At 63.3% G+C, this 17054-nt stretch carries 16 protein-coding genes; 3 read left to right on the top strand and 13 right to left on the bottom strand.

Features of this window, described 5'->3' with window-relative positions; translation table 11 throughout:
* Positions 1–37 precede the first annotated feature (37 nt).
* From EKO19_RS03400 to EKO19_RS03385, 4 genes are read right to left on the bottom strand one after another with little or no spacing between them, the layout of a single operon-like run.
* Complete coding sequence (locus tag EKO19_RS03400) at positions 38–1399, bottom strand: FAD-dependent oxidoreductase (RefSeq protein WP_129774987.1); 1362 nt, start codon at positions 1397–1399, stop codon at positions 38–40.
* Positions 1396–2670 carry a kynureninase gene (gene kynU, locus EKO19_RS03395; protein ID WP_129774986.1) on the bottom strand — a complete coding sequence of 425 codons (1275 nt, stop codon included), beginning with the start codon at positions 2668–2670 and terminating at the stop codon, positions 1396–1398. The genes EKO19_RS03400 and kynU overlap by 4 nt, the downstream gene beginning before the upstream one ends.
* A complete protein-coding gene (locus EKO19_RS03390) occupies positions 2667–3494 on the bottom strand; it encodes a cyclase family protein (RefSeq protein ID WP_157995106.1) in 828 nt (275 codons plus the stop codon). The genes kynU and EKO19_RS03390 overlap by 4 nt, the downstream gene beginning before the upstream one ends.
* Positions 3495–3507: 13 nt before the next feature.
* On the bottom strand, positions 3508–4020 hold the full coding sequence (locus tag EKO19_RS03385) for a 3-hydroxyanthranilate 3,4-dioxygenase (protein ID WP_129774984.1): 513 nt from the start codon (positions 4018–4020) through the stop codon (positions 3508–3510).
* An 87-nt stretch (positions 4021–4107) separates the two neighbouring features.
* Between EKO19_RS03385 and EKO19_RS03380 the strand changes: the two genes are divergently transcribed.
* The gene (locus EKO19_RS03380; protein ID WP_129774983.1) at positions 4108–4788 is read left to right on the top strand and encodes a hypothetical protein; all 681 of its coding nucleotides are present in this window, start codon (positions 4108–4110) and stop codon (positions 4786–4788) included.
* On the opposite strand, the gene EKO19_RS03375 is transcribed toward EKO19_RS03380, so the two are convergent.
* From EKO19_RS03375 to EKO19_RS03345, 7 genes are all read right to left on the bottom strand, one after another.
* Complete coding sequence (locus EKO19_RS03375) at positions 4785–5630, bottom strand: symmetrical bis(5'-nucleosyl)-tetraphosphatase (RefSeq protein WP_129774982.1); 846 nt, start codon at positions 5628–5630, stop codon at positions 4785–4787. The genes EKO19_RS03380 and EKO19_RS03375 overlap by 4 nt on opposite strands.
* A 12-nt stretch (positions 5631–5642) precedes the next feature.
* A complete protein-coding gene (gene apaG, locus EKO19_RS03370) occupies positions 5643–6089 on the bottom strand; it encodes a Co2+/Mg2+ efflux protein ApaG (RefSeq protein ID WP_129774981.1) in 447 nt (148 codons plus the stop codon).
* A 103-nt stretch (positions 6090–6192) separates the two neighbouring features.
* The gene (locus tag EKO19_RS03365; protein WP_157995105.1) at positions 6193–6624 is read right to left on the bottom strand and encodes a universal stress protein; all 432 of its coding nucleotides are present in this window, start codon (positions 6622–6624) and stop codon (positions 6193–6195) included.
* A gap of 36 nt (positions 6625–6660) precedes the next feature.
* On the bottom strand, positions 6661–7440 hold the full coding sequence (rsmA, locus tag EKO19_RS03360; protein ID WP_129774979.1) for a 16S rRNA (adenine(1518)-N(6)/adenine(1519)-N(6))-dimethyltransferase RsmA: 780 nt from the start codon (positions 7438–7440) through the stop codon (positions 6661–6663).
* Positions 7397–8428, bottom strand: a complete 1032-nt coding sequence (gene pdxA / locus EKO19_RS03355) for a 4-hydroxythreonine-4-phosphate dehydrogenase PdxA (RefSeq protein ID WP_129774978.1) — start codon at positions 8426–8428, stop codon at positions 7397–7399. The genes rsmA and pdxA overlap by 44 nt, the downstream gene beginning before the upstream one ends.
* Positions 8428–9765, bottom strand: a complete 1338-nt coding sequence (locus EKO19_RS03350) for a peptidylprolyl isomerase (RefSeq protein WP_129774977.1) — start codon at positions 9763–9765, stop codon at positions 8428–8430. The genes pdxA and EKO19_RS03350 overlap by 1 nt, the downstream gene beginning before the upstream one ends.
* A 46-nt stretch (positions 9766–9811) precedes the next feature.
* Entirely contained in the window at positions 9812–12142 is a 2331-nt protein-coding gene (locus EKO19_RS03345; RefSeq protein ID WP_175596944.1) for an LPS-assembly protein LptD, read from the bottom strand.
* A 130-nt stretch (positions 12143–12272) separates the two neighbouring features.
* Between EKO19_RS03345 and EKO19_RS03340 the strand changes: the two genes are divergently transcribed.
* Both EKO19_RS03340 and murU read left to right on the top strand, forming a co-directional pair.
* A complete protein-coding gene (locus EKO19_RS03340) occupies positions 12273–13322 on the top strand; it encodes an aminoglycoside phosphotransferase family protein (RefSeq protein WP_217705105.1) in 1050 nt (349 codons plus the stop codon).
* 9 nt (positions 13323–13331) lie between these two features.
* Positions 13332–14027 (top strand): N-acetylmuramate alpha-1-phosphate uridylyltransferase MurU, encoded by a 696-nt coding sequence (gene murU / locus EKO19_RS03335; RefSeq protein WP_129774975.1) that lies wholly within the window; start codon positions 13332–13334, stop codon positions 14025–14027.
* Here murU and EKO19_RS03330 read toward each other — a convergent pair.
* Positions 13991–14674: a Fe2+-dependent dioxygenase gene (locus tag EKO19_RS03330; RefSeq protein ID WP_129774974.1), complete on the bottom strand. Its 684-nt coding sequence runs from the start codon at positions 14672–14674 to the stop codon at positions 13991–13993. The two genes, murU and EKO19_RS03330, sit on opposite strands and share 37 nt — an antisense overlap.
* Positions 14675–14800: 126 nt before the next feature.
* On the bottom strand, positions 14801–16975 hold the full coding sequence (locus EKO19_RS03325; RefSeq protein WP_129774973.1) for a TonB-dependent receptor: 2175 nt from the start codon (positions 16973–16975) through the stop codon (positions 14801–14803).
* Between the last annotated feature and the right edge of the window lie 79 nt (positions 16976–17054).

Below are 17054 nucleotides of genomic sequence, written 5' to 3'. Positions count from 1 at the left end.
GCACAGTCCAGCGCGTGGACGCCGGCACAGATGATAGTCAGCCGAGCGGCTGCAATCTCGCTTCAATCAGTCGCGCGGCGGCATCGTAGTCCACGGCCGCGAGCGTGTCGGCCGTCTGAGTCAGAGCGAACAGGATTTCGCTTTGAATGCGGCCGCGTTCGAACGCTACTGAGTAAGGAATGTCGTCTCGAAACATGACCATCGAATAGCGCGGCACGAAGCGCGTCGGATGCCGGCGCTCCAGCTCGAGCGACAGGGCTTTGTGCAGATGGAACTTCGGATCGCGCACCGTATCGCGCATCTCCAGATAGTTCTCGATGGCCATGTCGGCGATGGCATTGGTGTTGGGCAGGCGCGCTGTCTCGAATTCGCGGAAGCTGCGCGCCCAGTTGTCACTGCCGGTGAGGAGCGCGTCGAGCTCGCTGCAGTCTTCGAAACAACAATTCATGCCCTGACCATGGAACGGCGTGATGGCGTGAGCGGCATCGCCGATCAGCAACAAACGATCTTCGAAAGACCATTGCTGACAGCGCACCGTGCCCATGATGCCGGTGGGATGCTGGAGGAACTCCGCGGCCAGATTCGGCATCAGCTGTCGCACGTCGGGGAAGTGCGTAGCGAAGAAGGTTTCGATGCTGACCGGTGACGTCAGCGTCTCGAAGCTCTCCGGGCCAGTGAGCGGCAGGAACAGCGTGACTGTGAAGCTGCCGTCGATGTTTGGAAGCGCGATGAGCATGAAGCCGCCGCGCGGCCAGATGTGCAGGGCATGCTTGTCGATTCGCGGGCGGCCGTCCGGGAAGGGCGGCAGCGTCAGCTCTTTGTAGCCGTGCTTCAGCAAGTCCTCGGTGCAGGCGATGCCGAGCTGCTCCACCATCGTCCGGCGCAAGATCGAGCCGGCGCCATCGGTCGCAAACACGTGCTCCATCGCGATGTCGTGCGCCCGACCCGACGGATCCTGGAACTCGACTTGCTTGCGGGTGAAGTCCGCACCGACCGCGGCATGACGGAACAGCAACTCGACGCCGGCCTGTTCGGCGGCATCGAGCAGAATGCGGTTCAATCCAGGCCGGGACACGGAATAAATGACTTCTTCGGGGCGCTGGCCGTAAGGCACGAAGGTCAGTCCGCCGCTCAGATCGTGGAGCATGCGGCCGGGCAGGGGCACCAGCTCGGGCTCCACTTGCCGCATGACGCCGGCGAGCTCCAGCGCTCGAATGCCGCGCGCCGCCAGGGCGAGATTGATGGAGCGGCCCGCGTCGAGCAGGACGCGTCGCATGTCGTCCTGGCGTTCATATAAGCGCACGCGGTGGCCGCGACGGGCCAGGATGATGGCGAGCAGCGTGCCGGCCAGCCCTGCGCCGACGACGGTTATCGGTTCGTTACGTCCACCGTCGTTCATTGCAGCGCTTGCTCCAGCGCGGCGACGAATTGCCACACATCGAGAAACGAATTGTAGAGCGGCACCGGCGCGACGCGGATGATGTCGGGCTCGCGCCAGTCGCAGAAGATGCCTTGCTCCGCGAGTGCATCGAATGCGGCGCGCGCCTCAGTCGAAGAGCGGCGCAAACGAATCGAAAGCTGACAGCCGCGAGCCTCGGGATCGCTCGGCGTCGTCACGGTGAGCGACTGGGACAAGCGTGCTTCAAGGATCGATTGCAGATAAGCCGTCAGGCGCAGCGACTTCGCTCGCAGCCCGTCCATGCCCGCCGCATCGAACAGCGGCAACGAAGCGAGCAGCGGCGCGGCGGCGAGAATCGGAGGATTCGACAGCTGCCAGCCTTCCGCGCCTGCAATGGGTTGGAAAGTGGCCGGCATTTGGAATCGGCTTTGCTTGTCGTGACCCCACCAGCCCGCGAAGCGGGGCAAGTCCAGCGCGCGGGCATGACGTTCGTGGACGAAACACCCACCGATCGCACCGGGCCCGGCGTTCAAATATTTGTAACTGCACCACACCGCGAAATCGACGTCCCAATCATGCAGGCGCAATGGCACGTTGCCGATGGCGTGGGCGAGGTCGAAGCCGACAGTGCAGCCCTGTCGTCGAGCGCAACGAGTGATCGCTGCGATGTCGAAGCGCTGACCTGTCAAGTACTGCACCCCGGGCAACATCACTGTGGCGATGCGCTGACCTTCGCGTTCGATCAGCGAGCAAATATCGTCGGTACGAAGCACGTCTTCACCCGCTCGCGGACCAATTTCGATCAGCGCGGTGTTCGGGTCGAAGCCGTGATATTTGATCTGCGAGGCGACGGCGTACTGATCCGACGGGAATGCCGTTTGCTCGACCAGAATGGCAGCGCGTCCAGGGCGTGGGCGATAGAAGCTGGCGAGCATCAGATGCAGGTTCACCGTCAGCGAATTCATCGCGACGACTTCCAGCGGCTGCGCCCCTGTCAACTTCGCCAGCGAATTCGTCAGCTGCTCGTGATACGGCAGCCACGGACGCGACGAGGCGAAATGCCCCTCGACCGCAAGCTCCGCCCAATGCTTCAGTTCTTCATTGAGCACACGGGCCACGCCGCGTGGCTGCAGGCCGAGCGAATGGCCGCACAGATAAACGCTGTCGCCGCCACGCTCGCGCTGAGGAATGAAAAACTCGGCGCGCAATGAGGCCAAGGGATCGGCGGCATCCTGCTGTTCGGCGAAGGTGCGCTCGACGGGAACGTTCATGCGGGTGACAGAGGCAACAAAATGGGTCGCGCAGGCGCGGCGTCGATGACAAACGGGGCGACCTGCAGGTTCAGCAGATACGGTCCGTCGGCGACGGCATCGTCGATGAATGCCATTTCCGTGATGGTGGCGTGCTTGCGAGTGACAGTCGCAGCGGACGTGCTGCCCGCGGGCATGCCCCAGAAGACCCGGTGATTGGCCAGCTTGCCGCCATCCTGGGCGCGATCTATCGAGGGCAGATCGACGACCAACGTATCGATGCCTTGCTCGACGATGTGGTGCATGGCTTCGATCGTGAAATATGGCGGCATCGGGCCAGCGTCGTAATTGCAGGTGAGCTTGGAAGATTCATTCGGCAGCGTTCGCACCACGAGCGCTTGATAGTCGCTCAGCGTCGCGGTGCCGACGGCTTTGCTCAGCGCGGCCAGGGAGATCACTCGATCACCGGAAATCTCAGCAGATGACTCAGGTGTGACGGAGATCAGCAATGCCGCGCTGAAATGCCGGACTGCCAGATCGCGCACACTCAAGCGTTCCGCGGTGATATGACCGACGCACTCGGTGTGCGTGCCGTTGCAATGAGGTGCCAGCGTATGAACGGAGCAATTGCAGCTGCCGCCATGGCGCACATCGCCGACGAACGAACCGGCCGTTATCGGTTGAGCGCTCGCGGCCGCCGCGCCGAAGAAAGTCGGCTGAGCTTCGTTGAATCGCAACGGAATGGAGATGTCGTGGCCCCGGTATTGACCATCGAGGGCGACGTGCCAACGTCGACCGCCGATTTCGACAGCGAGCGCACTGGCAGCAGGGGACGGGTCACGCATCGAACGATGCTGATCAGCGCTTGTGCGCGACCGCGCCGCAGGCCTGACAGGTCCGCATTTCCAGCGAGTTGTAGAAACGCTCGAACACCGGCGGCAACTGCTTCTCGATGTCGCTGACGTGCAGGTACTCGGCATGCAGCGGATAGGAGCAGTGCTCGCAGAACCAGAGAAAGCCGTCCTGTTCCTCGGGCCGCCGTTTGCGTTCGATCACCAGGCCGACCGTGTTCGCATGACGTTGCGGGGAGTGCGGAACGCGCGGCGGCAGCAGCAGGATTTCGCCTTCGCGGATCGGAATGTCGACCCGAGCGCCCTCCTGCATGGTGCGCAGGGTCATGTCGCCTTCCAGCTGATAGAAGAACTCCTCGCCCGGATCCTCGTGATAATCGGTGCGCGAATTCGGGCCGCCGACCACCATGATGATGAACTCGGAGTCGCGAAACACCAGCCGGTTGTTGACCGGCGGCTTGAGGTATTCGCGATGCTTGTCGATCCAGTCGCGAAAATTGAAGGCTTTGAGCGGGCTCATGCTGGGGTTCTCCGCGGGTGGCCAGTATACCTTGCGTCCGGCGCGGGCACAGACCATGCTTGTCGGCCAATGCGGAGGACACCGCTCATGACGCGTCAATGCGTAACTTCAGCGCCACTATTGTGGCTGGCGCTGCTATTCAGCTTGCCCGCGACCGGAGTCGCCGAGGGGCAGGCCGCCACGCCCGATACGCAGATGAAGGGCGCGGACCCGGTGCAATCCATCTGGAAGCAGCAGGAAATCAGCTTCTATTTCCAGAGTTTCACCACGTTCTATTCCTGTACCAGCCTGGAAGCGAAGATCGAGCGCATCATGCGCGAGCTCGGGGTGCACGCGAGAGTCAAGGTGCGCTCGGCGGAATGTCCGTCCTCGGTGGCGCGCATGCCTCGGGTGGTCATGCAAGTCATCAGTCCCGTCGAGGCGACGCCAGCGGCGCTGGCCGAGCGGGACAAGAACAAGAGTGTGCGCGAGCTGGCGCAGCGGGTCCGAGGCAAGAAGAGCGATCATCCGCTCGACAGCCTCGAGGAATTTCCGGCCCAGTGGCGGCCGGTGTCGCTGACCCGCGGCCGTCTGGATCTGCAACCCGGCGATTGCGAGCTGATCGACGAGCTGCAGAAAAAGGTGCTGCCGAAGCTGGCCGTGCGCATCGTGCGCGACGACGTGCAGTGCTCGCCGAATCAACTCACGATGGGGCAGCCGCGCTTGGAAGTCGAGGCGCTGATCGAAATTCCCAAGCCCGACGCAGCGGAACCCAAACAGGGGACTTAGTCGTTGCCGGCCCTGAGGCCCGACGAGTAACACGCCACGAATACCGGCGCGGGCGGGGATTGATCGAGCCGCACCGCGCAGAGCTTCTCGCCCCACACGCAGCCGGTGTCGATCGCGAGCACCCCGTCGGCATCGTGATAACCGAGAGCCGACCAGTGACCGCAGACGATGCGAGCCTCGCGCGAGCGTCGGTCGGGCACCTGGAACCACGGCATCAGATGCTTCGGCGCGTCTTTCACTTCGCCTTTGAATTTCAGATCCAGACGCCCGTCGGCGCGGCAGAAGCGCAGCCGTGTGAGGCAGTTGGTGATGAAGCGCAGGCGCTCGATGCCCTGCAAATCCTCCGACCAGCGATCCGGCTTGTCGCCATACATGTTCGCGAACAGCTCGCGACAGCTGTGCTCGTCGCGCAATGTTTCTTCGAGCTCGCGCGCGCACGACTGTGCGAGCTTCAGATCCCATTGCGGCGGCAGCCCGGCGTGAACCATCGTGTAACCGAGCCTGGCATCGTGATGAAGCATCGGGCGATGGCGCAGCCAGTGGAGCAGCTCATCGCGATCGGGCGCGGCGAGTATTTCTTTGAGCGTGTCTTTGGATTTGAGCGGCTCGGTCGGCGACAGCGCCAGCGCGAGCAGATGCAGATCGTGATTGCCGAGCACGCTGATTGCGGAGTTACCGAGCGCTTTCACTCGACGTAACACTGCCAGCGAGCGCGGTCCGCGATTCACCAGATCGCCGACCAGCCACAGCGTGTCGCGCGACGGGGAGAAATTGAGTCGGGTCAGGAGCTGCGAGAATTCTTCGTCACATCCCTGAACGTCGCCGATGGCATAGACGGCCATGGGCTGCGTCGCTCAGTGCAGCAGCCCTGGCATGGCCAAGGTGAACGGCGCGATCGGCGCATCGAAGTGGGCACCGTCGTCCGCGAGCATCTGATAACTGCCCTGCATGGCGCCCACCGGCGTTTCCAGCACGGCACCGCTGGAATAACGGAAACCCTGGCCCGGCAGCAGATAAGGCTGTTCGCCCACCACACCCTCGCCGCGCACTTCCTTCACCTTGCCGTTGGCGTCGGTGATCACCCAATGACGCGTCAGCAGGCGCGCTGGCACCTGGCCTTCGTTGCGGATGGTGATGGTGTAGGAAAAGGCATAGTGCCCCTCGTCCGGCTTGGACTGTTCGCCGACATAGTTGGCGCTCACGTCGACGCGAATCTTATGAAGCGCGGCGGATGTGGGATCGGCATCGCGCACCGGATGGCTGGAGGAAGCGCGACTTTTGGGGGGCGTGGTGTCTGTCATATCCGGATGACTGGCTCTAAGCCGGAACGATTCTAGCAGTCCCGAGCTAGGATCTTGCCGGAAAAATCGGGCCGACCGGTGCTGTCCGAATCTTATGTCCGCTTTAGTGCAGCCGGACCGCCAGCACGTCGCAAGGCGCCGCGTGCAGGATGGTGTCTTCGGTGAAGTTCAGCAGAATCGCGAGACCGTGCCGCTCGCGGCTGCCGAGCACGATGAGATCGCTGTGAAGACGCTGCGCGGCCCGAATGATTTCGCTCTTGATGCCGCCGGTCTCGACCAACTGTCGGCTATTCGACAGTGACAGCCGGGTGGCGAGCTCGGCGAGCCGCAGCTTGGCGCGCTCCACCAGCTCGCCTTCGATCTGCACCGTCGGCAACAGTGCTTCGCCCATGGGCTCGACCGGGACATATTCGACCACGTGTAGCAGCGTGATCTCGGATTGATAACAGGCGGCGATGGCCTTGGCCCGTTCACCGATGATCTGACTGTCGTCGGACAGGTCGACCACGAGCAGGATGTTCTTGTAGTCGCGCATTGCAGTCCCCTCCATAGCCAACGAAGGCCGGGTCGATTATAGGAGCTTGGCGGCCAGTCGGCTGCTCAGCGCGACAAATTGGGCCGGCGACAGCACCTCGGCGCGCAAGCCCGGATCGATGCCCGCCGCGACGATGTCTTCGGCGTCCAGGAAAGATTTGAGCGAATTGCGCAGGGTCTTGCGCCGCTGGGAGAAAGCCGCGCCGACCACGGTCGAGTAATGTCGGGGGTCGCCGATGGCCAGGGGCTGTTCATGGGGTGTCAGTCGCACCACGGTGGACACCACTCTCGGCGGCGGCTTGAACGCGCCGGGGCCGATATCGAACAGGGGCTCGACGCGCACCCATGGAGCCAGCATCACCGTCAGCCGGCCGTAGTGCTCCGAGCCCGGCGCCGCGGCCATTCGGTCCACCACCTCTTTTTGCAGCATGAAGTGCATGTCCAGAATGCGTTCGCGCTGTGCGATCAGATGAAATAGCAGCGGCGTGGAAATGTTGTAGGGCAGGTTGCCGACCAGTCTCAGTCGCTCGCCTTCATATATATGAGCGAACGAGAACTCCAGCACGTCGGCCGAATGGATATGCAGGCGCGGGTCGTTGCCGGTGATTTCCTGCAAATGCCGGATCGCGTCGCGGTCGATTTCGACGGCGTGCAATTCGTTCAGGCGGGCCAGCAACGGCACGGTGAGCGCACCCAGGCCGGGCCCGATCTCGACCATGCGATCCTGCGGCTGAGGCGCGATCGCGGCGACGATGCGCCCGATCACGCCCGGGTCATGCAGGAAGTGCTGGCCGAATCGTTTGCGAGCTTGGTGCATGGGTCATTCGAAGCGCTATCTGCATCGCTGCGGCCAGGCTGCTGTCGTCGGCCTGGCCCGTGCCGGCCAGGGCCAGCGCGGTGCCATGATCGACGGAGGTGCGCACGATGGGCAGGCCGAGGGTGATATTCACGCAGTCGCCGAAGCCGGCGTATTTGATGACCGGCAGGCCCTGGTCATGAAACATCGCGAGTACGGCGTCGGCCTGCTGGAGCATGTGAGGAGTGAAAGCGGTGTCCGCGGGCGCCGGCCCGATGAGATGCAATCCTTCCGCACGTAACCGTTTCAGTGTGGGCTCGATCACTTCGATTTCTTCGCGACCCAAGTGGCCCGACTCGCCTGCGTGCGGATTCAATCCCAGTACCAGCAGGCGCGGCTCGGCGATGTCGAAGCGGGTGCGCAGATCGTGATCGAGAATACGAATGACACGAGTCAGCGTGTCTTCGGTGATCGCCGCGCTCACGTCGAGCAGCGGCAGATGTGTCGTAACCAGCGCGACGCGCAGAGTATCAGTGGCCAACATCATCACTGGATGTGAGCCGCCGGTTCGTTCAGCGAGATATTCCGTGTGTCCCGAGAACGGCACGCCCGCGTCGTTGATGACGCTCTTCTGCACGGGCGCGGTGACCATCGCGTCGAACTCGCCAGTGAGACAGCCTTGAGCGGCGGCGTCGAGCAGGTTCAGTACATAACGCGCGTTCGCGACGTTCAGCTTGCCGGACTCGACCGGCGCAGCGGTCGGTACATGCAACACACGCAAAGTGCCGGGCTGATGAGCCGGCACCACGGTGCTGCTGACATAGGGGAGGAGTCGGATGCTGAGTCGCAGCTGCTGAGCGCGTTGTTTCAACAGCTCGATGTCGGCGGCAACGACGACATCGCAAGGCCAATCGCGCGCGGCGATGGCGAGACACAGATCCGGCCCGATGCCCGCTGGCTCACCCGAAGTTACGATGAGCCTCGGTAGGCGCGCGCCGGCATGTGCCATCACATCCTGTATTCCACGAACGCTTCGTCGCGCAGGCGACGCAGCCACAGTTCGGTTTCTTCTTCGGCCTTGGACTCACGCAGTTCGGCGAACGCGCGCTGCCGCTTCAGATCGTCGGTCGAATCGTGCTGACGGCGACCGAGCAGCTGCACGATGTGCCAGCCGTATTGAGTCTTGAACGGCTTGGAGATCTCGTTCTCGCTCAGCGCGTCGATCTGTTTTTCGAACTCGGGCACGAAGCTGCCGGGACCGGCCCAGCCCAGATCGCCACCGTCGGCGGCCGAGCCTGGGTCCTGCGACGTCACCGCGGCGATGGCGGCGAAGTCTTCCTTGCCGTCGATCACCCGGGTGCGAATGTTGTTGAGCTTCTGCTCGACGGTCTGATCGTCTTCCAGCTCGGTGGTCCGGAGCAGGATGTGACGTGCATGCACCTGCGCCACCACCGACTGCTGCACGCCGCCGCGCACTTCATTCAGACGGAAGATATGGAAGCCGGCAGGCGTACGAATCGGCTGGGCCGTCTGGCCCGGCTTCATCTTGGCAATGTTCTCGGCGAGGATGGACGGCAGCTGCGTGCCACGGCGCCAGCCGAGCGCGCCGCCTTCGATGTTGGTGCTGCTGTCGGAGTAGGTGACCGCGAGCTGTGCGAAATCGTCGCCGCCAGCCGCTTTGTCGTAAACCTCTTTGGCGCGCTTTTCACGGGCTTCGATCTGCTCCGGCGACGCGCTCACCGGCACCGAAATCAGAATGTGCGAAACGTTGTATTCGGCATTCTTGTCCGGCGCGGCCTGCTGGCGGGTCATGAACTGCTCGAGCTCGCGCGGCGAAATATTGATACGACCGATCACGTCGCGCTGACGCAGCAGCTGCAGAGTCATCTGGCGGCGGATCTCGTCGCGGAACGTGCGGTAGTCGATGCCCTGCTGGGACAGCGCCTGGGGCAGGTCGGCGAAGCCGATGTTGTTGCGTTTGGCGACATCGTCGAGCGCGCCGTTCAGCATTTCGTCGGAAACCTGAATGCCGAGCTTGTTGGCCCGCTGCATCTGGATCTCCTCGATCACCAGACGCTCGAGGATCTGCTGGCGCAGGACGTTGCGCGGCGGCAGTTCGGTGTTTTGCTGACGCAGCCGGGCAGTGATCTCCTCGGTCTGCTCATCGAGCTGCGAGTTCAGCACCACGCCCTCGTTGACCACGGCGGCGATGCGGTCGAGCAGGACGCCGTTGCTGGACAGCTCACGGGTCTGGGCGAGGGCGCCGCCGGCCAGCCCCAACAGGCTCAGGCCAAGCAGGCAGCCACGGATCGCGCTAGTAACTTTGCGGGTAGGACGGAGTTTCATGCTCAACCAGGGTTAGGCCACTGGGGCGTCCCGCCGGGGCGGGGCGTCATTCATCTTTAGGGGAATCGACGGAGTATCCCCGAATCGACCGTTCCAGAAAAGTATCGGCCCCCACTCCGACATTCGACAGGCCGTTAAGTTCGAGCTGGAACAGCACGCTGGTGTCCAGGTCGCCGGTGCGGTCGCTGACATAGCGGCGCCCGACCACGCGGAAACGCCAGCAACAGGAGCGATACTCCAGGCCGGCGAACTGGTCGATCACGCCTTTTTCGTCGACGGTTTGCGAGCCGTTGGTGGGCTGGGCGGCGGGGTCGATGGCATGGCCTTCGAGCGAATACACCATGCGGGCGTACACGCTCCATTGCTTGCTGATCGGCCAGGCCACCGAGCCGTCGACCTGCTCGAGCCGGTCGCGACGGAACCGATAGCCCAGATTCATGACCCGGTCGTAGCTGGGCTTGTACTGGAGCGCCAGCTGGCCGCGCTCCGAGCGCGTCTCGCTCGGATCCCATTGGATGCCGCCGCGGATGTTCCAATTGCCGTAGGCCCGCAGATCGAGCTCGGCAACGATGTCGGAGGTCTCCGTGTCGTTCTGGGTTTCGCCGGGCAAGGTCACTTTCGGCTGGTCGAAGTAATACGCCTGGCCGATGGTCGCGGCGATGTACTGCTCGCCGGTGTCGGCGTCGAGCCAGCGCGAGGTGACGCCGATCGCGATTTCGTTGGCGTCGCCGAGGCGGTCCGCGCCGATATAACGATTGGTACGGAACAGCTGCACCAGATTCAGATCGGCCAGCTCGGTGTCGAACACCGGCAGGTTGTCCTGGTTGCGATAAGGAACATACAAATACATGAAGCGCGGCTCGATGGTGCTGAGTCGCTGTTTGCGCGAGCCGAACAGGCGTTCGAACACCATGCCGCCGTCGACGCTCAGCACCGGCGCCGAGCGCGTGAATGCATCGTCGGTTCTGATCGTGTTGCCGAGACTGTCCGTGATCGGCACCGACTGGTCGAGTTGATAACGCGTGTAGCGCCAGCTCGCCGAGGGCTCGAGATAGACGCCGGCGCCTCGCAGCGGCATGCGGACTTCCGGCGCGAAGTCGGTACGCCAGCCGGTGTTCAGGCTCTCGACGTTGTGCTGGAAGTTGACCAGCTCGAAATCCATGCCGTAGGTGAGTCCGAACGGCTGATCGGGAAAGTTCGCGCGCACTGCCATCTGCGGCAGCATGGTGTACGGGCGATCCACCGGCGCGATCGGCATCCGGTTGTCGGTGGCGAAGTCGATGGTCTGGAAGTTCTGCGCGTGCAGGATCGCCAGCCAGCGATCGTCCAGATACGTGAGGCTGGCCGAGCGGTTCAGGTACGTGACGCTGGTGCCTTCGGGGCCCATGCCGAAGTCCTCGAACCATTCATCGTCGCTGACGTTGGCGGCGTCGACGTTGAGGCGCAGGCGGCTGGTGAAATCGGATTGATCGACGAAGCGGATCAGGCTGCGCTCGGCGCCGAACTGGTTGTCGTCCGGCAGATACTGCACTTCGAGCTGGCCTTCACCGGCCTGGTTCAGGTAACGAAACTCGCTGTCGAGCTTCAGGCCACGCTTGCTGAAGTAGGTCGGCGTGAAGGTCGCGTCGTAGTTGGTGGCGATGTTCCAGTACCACGGCACGGACAGCGAATAACCGCTGCGCGAGGAGGTGCCGATGGTCGGAAACAGGAACCCGGACTTGCGCTCGTTGCCGACCGGAAAGGAAATGAACGGCGTGTACAGCAGCGGCACGCCCTTGAAGTCCAGACGCACGCCGCGGCCGATGCCGATACCGGCGCGCTGACTGATGTCGATGTCGGACGCGGTGAGCATCCAGTCCTCGTTGCCGAGCGGGCAGGTCGTGTACCTGACTTTGTCGAGCGACAGCGTGCCCTCGGTAGTCGCCCGGATACGATCGGCCGAGCCGCGCGCATTACGATCCGCCAGCTCGAACTCGGCATGGTCGAAGACCGCGCCGCCGGCACGATCGACGTGCGCGCCCTGGCCTTGCACGGTGACTGCGCCATCGGTGTACTTCACGCCCTCGGTGACGTCGAAGCTCTCGTCCTGCGTGTTGTAGGTGGCGTCGCGGGTCTCGATGCGGCGCTCGCCCTGACGGATTTCGACTTTGCCGGTGAGTTTCAGATTGCCGTCGCGGGTGCCTTCGGCGCCGTCCGCTTCGAACTCGACGTCTTCGGGCAGTGGTGCCGGCGCCTTGACCTCGCGGCGATTCGCCGAGGTGCTGGCCGGCGTATTCGGGGCCGGGCACTTGGGCGCTTCCTGCGAGGCCGCCGGCTCTGCAGTCTTTGCAGGGTCGGCCGCGTATGCCGCGCCCGATAGCGACGAGGCAGCCAGCACTGCGGCGATTGCAATTGAAAGGCTTGTTAGGGGTGTCGCAGTTCGGTGCATCGGGGGGCGATTATAATGAGCGCCGTTCTTCGCTGGCCGTCTATTTACGTCCCACACCAGAATTGGAGCAGCGTCCCGCGTGTCCTCACTTTCAAACGATGGTTCCGACCTGCGTCTGCAACAGCTCGAGCGTTGGCTCGCCGGGCTGTTCGGTGCGCGCGATTTCACGGTGACCACGGCCTCCGCCGACGCCAGCTTCCGTCGCTATTTCCGTGTTTCGCGCCAGGGGCAAACCTGGATTGCCATGGATGCTCCGCCCGGTAAGGAGGACATGGGGCCCTACATCCGCGTCGCCGCCATGCTGGTGGATGTGGGGGTGAATGCGCCCAAGGTGCTGCATCGGGACGACACCAACGGCTTCTTGCTGAACACCGATCTGGGGTCGCGCACCTATCTGGCCGACCTGGACGCCGGCGCCGATGCCGAGCGGCTGTATCGCGAGGCCATCGAGGCATTGGTCGCTATTCAAGCGCGCGCCGGTCAACACGCCGCGCAGCTGCCGCCCTATGACGACGCGCTGCTGCGTCGTGAGATGGGGCTGTTTCCTGAATGGTTCTGTATCAAGCATCTCGGCCTGCAGCTGAGCGAGACCGAGGTGGTCGGGCTCGCCAACACTTTCGACACGCTGGTCGCCGAAGCCTTGCAACAGCCGCGAGTGTTCGTTCATCGCGACTATCACTCGCGCAATCTCATGGTCACCGATGGCGTGAGTCGCGATAAAGGCGGGCACGGTGCCAACCCCGGCATTCTGGACTTCCAGGACGCGGTATTGGGGCCGGTCACCTACGATCTGGTGTCACTGCTCCGCGACTCGTATGTGCAATGGCCGCTCGAGCGCGTGCATGCGTGGATCAAACATTTCCGCGACGTGGGTCAGCGCAGCGGTGTCGACGTGGGCAGCAATCCCGCGCAGTTCCAGCGCTGGTTCGATCTGATGGGCGTGCAGCGTCAGCTCAAGGTGCTCGGCATCTTCGCGCGCCTGTATCACCGCGACGGCAAGTCCGGGTACTTGAAGGATCTGCCGCGCACGCTGAGTTATGTCAGGCAGGTCACGAAGAATTACGGCGACCTGGACTTCCTCACCGGCTTCATCGAACAGCGCATCGTCCCGGCGATGGCGGGACTGTAGGACAGCTTCATGCGCGCGATGATTCTCGCGGCCGGACGGGGGGAGCGGATGCGTCCGCTGACGGACCACACGCCCAAGCCGCTGCTGACCGTGGCTGGCAAGCCGATGATCCAGTATCACATCGAGGCCCTGGCGGCCGCCGGGGTGCGTGAGATCGTCATCAATCTCGCCTGGCTCGGGCAACAGATTCGCGCGGCGCTTGGCGACGGCTCGCAGTTCGGCGTGCGCATTCATTACAGCGACGAGGGCGACGCCGCGCTGGAAACCGGCGGCGGCGTGTTCAAGGCGCTGCCGCTGCTCGCGGGCCCGTCAGGCACCGATCCGTTCGTCGTCGTCAGCGGCGATGTGTGGACCCAGTATCCGCTTGGCGACGTCATGAAAAGACTTGCGGCCGGCGACATGGCGCACTTCGTGCTCGTGCCCAATCCGGACTTTCATGCGCGCGGCGATTTCGGTCTCGCGGGCGATCGGCTCACCGACAGTGGCGAGCGTTACACGTACGCCAACATCGGCGTGATGCGGCCGGAGTTCTTCGCGGCCTCAGCGCCTGGCAAGTTTCCGCTCGCGCCGCTGATGTTCGACTGGATCAGACAGAATCGGGTCAGCGGCGAGCTGTACCGGGGCGTGTGGCACAACGTCGGCACGCCCCAACAGCTGCAGCGGATCGATCAGGATGCGTCGGCCCAGCGTCGCAGCAGATTGTGATAGATGCCGGTGAGCTGCACCACGCTCGGATGACCGGGCACGTCGCCCCCCAGGCGTTGCACGGCCAAGTCCAGATCGAACAATAGCGTGCGCTCGCCATCGTCGCGCACCATGCTTTGAATCCAGAAGAACGACGCGATCCGCGCGCCCCGCGTCACCGGCTGCACACGATGCAAGCTGGTGGAAGGGTAGAGCACGAGATCGCCCGCCGGCAGCTTCACACTGTGTGAGCCATAGGTGTCGTCGATCATCAGCTCACCGCCGTCATACTCGGACGGTGACGCAAGAAACAATGTCGCGGAGATGTCGGTGCGAACCCGATGCGGAGTGTTGCGCACCTGCCTGATGGCGTTGTCCACGTGATTGCCGAAAGATTGGCCGCCGGCGTAGCGATTGAACAGCGGCGGAAAAATCTTGAGCGGCAGCGCGCCGGCAAGAAACAGCGGGTTGTGTTCCAGCGCCGCCAGAATCATCTGCCCGAGCTGGCGCGCGACCGGCGAGTCTTCGGGCAACTGCGCGTTGTCTTTGGCTTTGGCCGATTGATGGCCGGCGGTGACGCGGCCGTCGATCCAATCGGCCGCGTCGAGCTGGCGACGGCATTCGGCGACCTGCCCGGCGGTGAGAACGTTGGGGACATGTAACAGCATGAAGGTCTTCTCGAGTAGTCGTCCCTGAAGCGTTTACCAGCCGTTGCGTCCGTGTACCGGCGTTCGCGCGGTTCGAGGCGACATTGAGTCGCCTCGAAAAGACATCCGCGCTCACCCCTCGATTTTTTAGAAGCTCAGGAACGCGGTGAGCTGCGCGGCTCGACCCGCGCCGGGCACATAGTGACCGCCGCCAAACCGGTCGACATATTCCTCGTCACTCAGGTTGAGCACGTTGAGCCGCAGCGACACCTTGTCATTGATGGTGTAAGTCGCCATCACATCGAACAGCGTCACGCCGTCGACCGTCAGCGTGCCGAGCGTCGCGCTCCGCGAGCGAACCATGTCGTCGATGTATTGCACGCCCAGGCCGACGGTCAGGCCGAACGGGAAGACATACGTCGTCCACGCGTTGGCGGAGACCTCCGGCACCAGCGGCAGCTCCTGACCTTGCTCCAGAGCGTTACGCGACAGCTTGTATTCGGTGTCGAGGAAGCTCGCGCCCGCGAATACCGACCACGCATCGGTGATCAGGCCGGAAGCGGACAGCTCCACACCCTCGATCTGTTGCTTGCCGTTGAGAATGAACGGATCGGTGTTGAGATTGCGCGTGCGCAGGTTTTTCTTCTCGGTGCGGAACACCGCGCCGTTCAATGCGAGCCGCCGGTCCAGCAGCTCCCATTTCACGCCGGCTTCCAGATTGTTGCTTTCTTCGGGCGGCAATCTGACGTTATTTGCCTGGGTCGGCGCACTGCTGAGCCCCGAGCCGGTGGTGCCTGCATCGACCGTGGGATCAAAGCCAGTGCCGTACGCGACATACAGCGTGCCTGCTTCGACAGGCTTGAACGTCACTGCGCCTTGATACGTGATCTCGGTGTCCGAGCGCGACAACGATTCGGTCACCGCGCGCGTCGCGAAGTTGCGCAATTCATAGTCGACGTCCACGTCGTCACGACGCAGGCCCGCGGTGATCGCCCATTGTTCGGTGAGCTTGATGGTGTCGACGGCGTACAGACCGATGCTCTTGATCTCCGTCTGCGACGGATTGCCGCCGTTGATCGCCATCGGGCCGAGCGGGCGCTGATTCGGATCGGGATGGAAGAAATCCGTGATGGGCGGCTGATTGGCCGTGTTCGCGCTGTTGCGGCCTTCGGTGGTTTCGCGCGACAGTTCCAAACCGGTCACCAGAGTATGTTCAATCGCGCCGGTGCTGAATTCGATCGTGACATCGGTGAGGTTGGTGATGTTCTCGGTCTCCATGTCACGACGTTGCAGCTGCCGGTTTGGCGGACGCGGCGCCGTGATCGCGGACGAGCGCTCGCTGTCCAGGTAGCGCAAGACGTTGCGCGCGGTGATCCGGTCGCTGAAGTCGTGCTCGAGCTGCAGCGTGCCGCTCTTGGTCTCGATGTCCTCGAAGTCGTAATTCTTCAGGCCGTAGAAGTTGCTTTGATCCACCGCGGGTGTCGTGTCATACGCGCCGGTGGGATATGTCACACCGTTCTGCGTGACCGTGGTCCAGGGCAAGCCATAGTCGGGGACATTGTCTTCCTCGACATACAGCGCGCTGGCGGTGAAGCGCGTGGCGGTGCCGAGCCCGAGCGCGAACGAAGGCGCGATGCCCCAGCGCTTGTTCTCCACCACGTCGCGATTCGAGACTTCGGCGTCGTGATACATCGCGTTCAAGCGCAACGCCATGCTGTCGCCGAGCCCGAGATTGATGTCACTGCTGACCCGTTTGTAATCGTCGCTGCCGAAGCCCAGCGAATAGTCTTGCGAATCTCCCTGATGAGGCGTCTTGGTGACTTGATTGATTGCGCCGGTGGTAGCGCTGCGGCCGGCCATCGTGCCGGTCGGGCCCTTGATCACTTCGACCTGCTGCATGTTGAAGGAATCGCGCGTGTAGCTGCCGACATCGCGCACGCCGTCGATGAACAGACTGTTGCGCGCGCTGGAGCCGCGCATCGAGAAATTCTGATCGCCCGGCAACCCACCGCCGCCTTCGCCCGCTTGAAACGTGATGCCCGGCGAATTGCGCAAGACATCGCGCAGCGTGGTCGCGGCCCGGTCGCGGATCACCGACTGCGGAATCACCTGGATGGTCTGCGGGGTATCGAGCAGCGGCTGCGTATATTTCGGTGACGAGGCCACATCCGTCTTGACGGCGTCGTCGACCGCGTCGACCTGAATTTTCCGCATCTGTTGCGGGTCGCTCTCCGCGGCATGCAGCTGCGGAGCTGCAGCCTGCAGAGCGGTGAATACAGCAGCCGCAAGAGTAGAGCGGCGCCCAACCTTGAAGTCGCGCATAGCTAGAAGTCTCCCTATATGAATGGTCTGGACGTCTGGCTGGCGGACCCGGCACGCACGCGGCGGCAGGGCACTGGCT

Source organism: Peristeroidobacter soli, from assembly GCF_004138485.1.
Classification (GTDB): Bacteria; Pseudomonadota; Gammaproteobacteria; order Steroidobacterales; family Steroidobacteraceae; genus Steroidobacter; species Steroidobacter soli.
Note: the sequence above shows the minus strand (reverse complement) of the source record. Positions and strands in the feature narration are given on the sequence as shown.

Coding starts and splice junctions, on each gene's coding strand:
- EKO19_RS03385 (WP_129774984.1), bottom strand. CDS start 4,020: ATGAGCCCGCTCAAAGCCTTCAATTTTCGCGACTGGATCGACAAGCAT.
- kynU (WP_129774986.1), bottom strand. CDS start 2,670: ATGAACGTTCCCGTCGAGCGCACCTTCGCCGAACAGCAGGATGCCGCC.
- EKO19_RS03350 (WP_129774977.1), bottom strand. CDS start 9,765: ATGAAACTCCGTCCTACCCGCAAAGTTACTAGCGCGATCCGTGGCTGC.
- apaG (WP_129774981.1), bottom strand. CDS start 6,089: ATGACAGACACCACGCCCCCCAAAAGTCGCGCTTCCTCCAGCCATCCG.
- EKO19_RS03390 (WP_157995106.1), bottom strand. CDS start 3,494: ATGCGTGACCCGTCCCCTGCTGCCAGTGCGCTCGCTGTCGAAATCGGC.
- EKO19_RS03325 (WP_129774973.1), bottom strand. CDS start 16,975: ATGCGCGACTTCAAGGTTGGGCGCCGCTCTACTCTTGCGGCTGCTGTA.
- murU (WP_129774975.1), top strand. CDS start 13,332: ATGCGCGCGATGATTCTCGCGGCCGGACGGGGGGAGCGGATGCGTCCG.
- EKO19_RS03375 (WP_129774982.1), bottom strand. CDS start 5,630: ATGGCCGTCTATGCCATCGGCGACGTTCAGGGATGTGACGAAGAATTC.
- pdxA (WP_129774978.1), bottom strand. CDS start 8,428: ATGGCACATGCCGGCGCGCGCCTACCGAGGCTCATCGTAACTTCGGGT.
- EKO19_RS03400 (WP_129774987.1), bottom strand. CDS start 1,399: ATGAACGACGGTGGACGTAACGAACCGATAACCGTCGTCGGCGCAGGG.
- EKO19_RS03365 (WP_157995105.1), bottom strand. CDS start 6,624: ATGCGCGACTACAAGAACATCCTGCTCGTGGTCGACCTGTCCGACGAC.
- rsmA (WP_129774979.1), bottom strand. CDS start 7,440: ATGCACCAAGCTCGCAAACGATTCGGCCAGCACTTCCTGCATGACCCG.
- EKO19_RS03330 (WP_129774974.1), bottom strand. CDS start 14,674: ATGCTGTTACATGTCCCCAACGTTCTCACCGCCGGGCAGGTCGCCGAA.
- EKO19_RS03380 (WP_129774983.1), top strand. CDS start 4,108: ATGACGCGTCAATGCGTAACTTCAGCGCCACTATTGTGGCTGGCGCTG.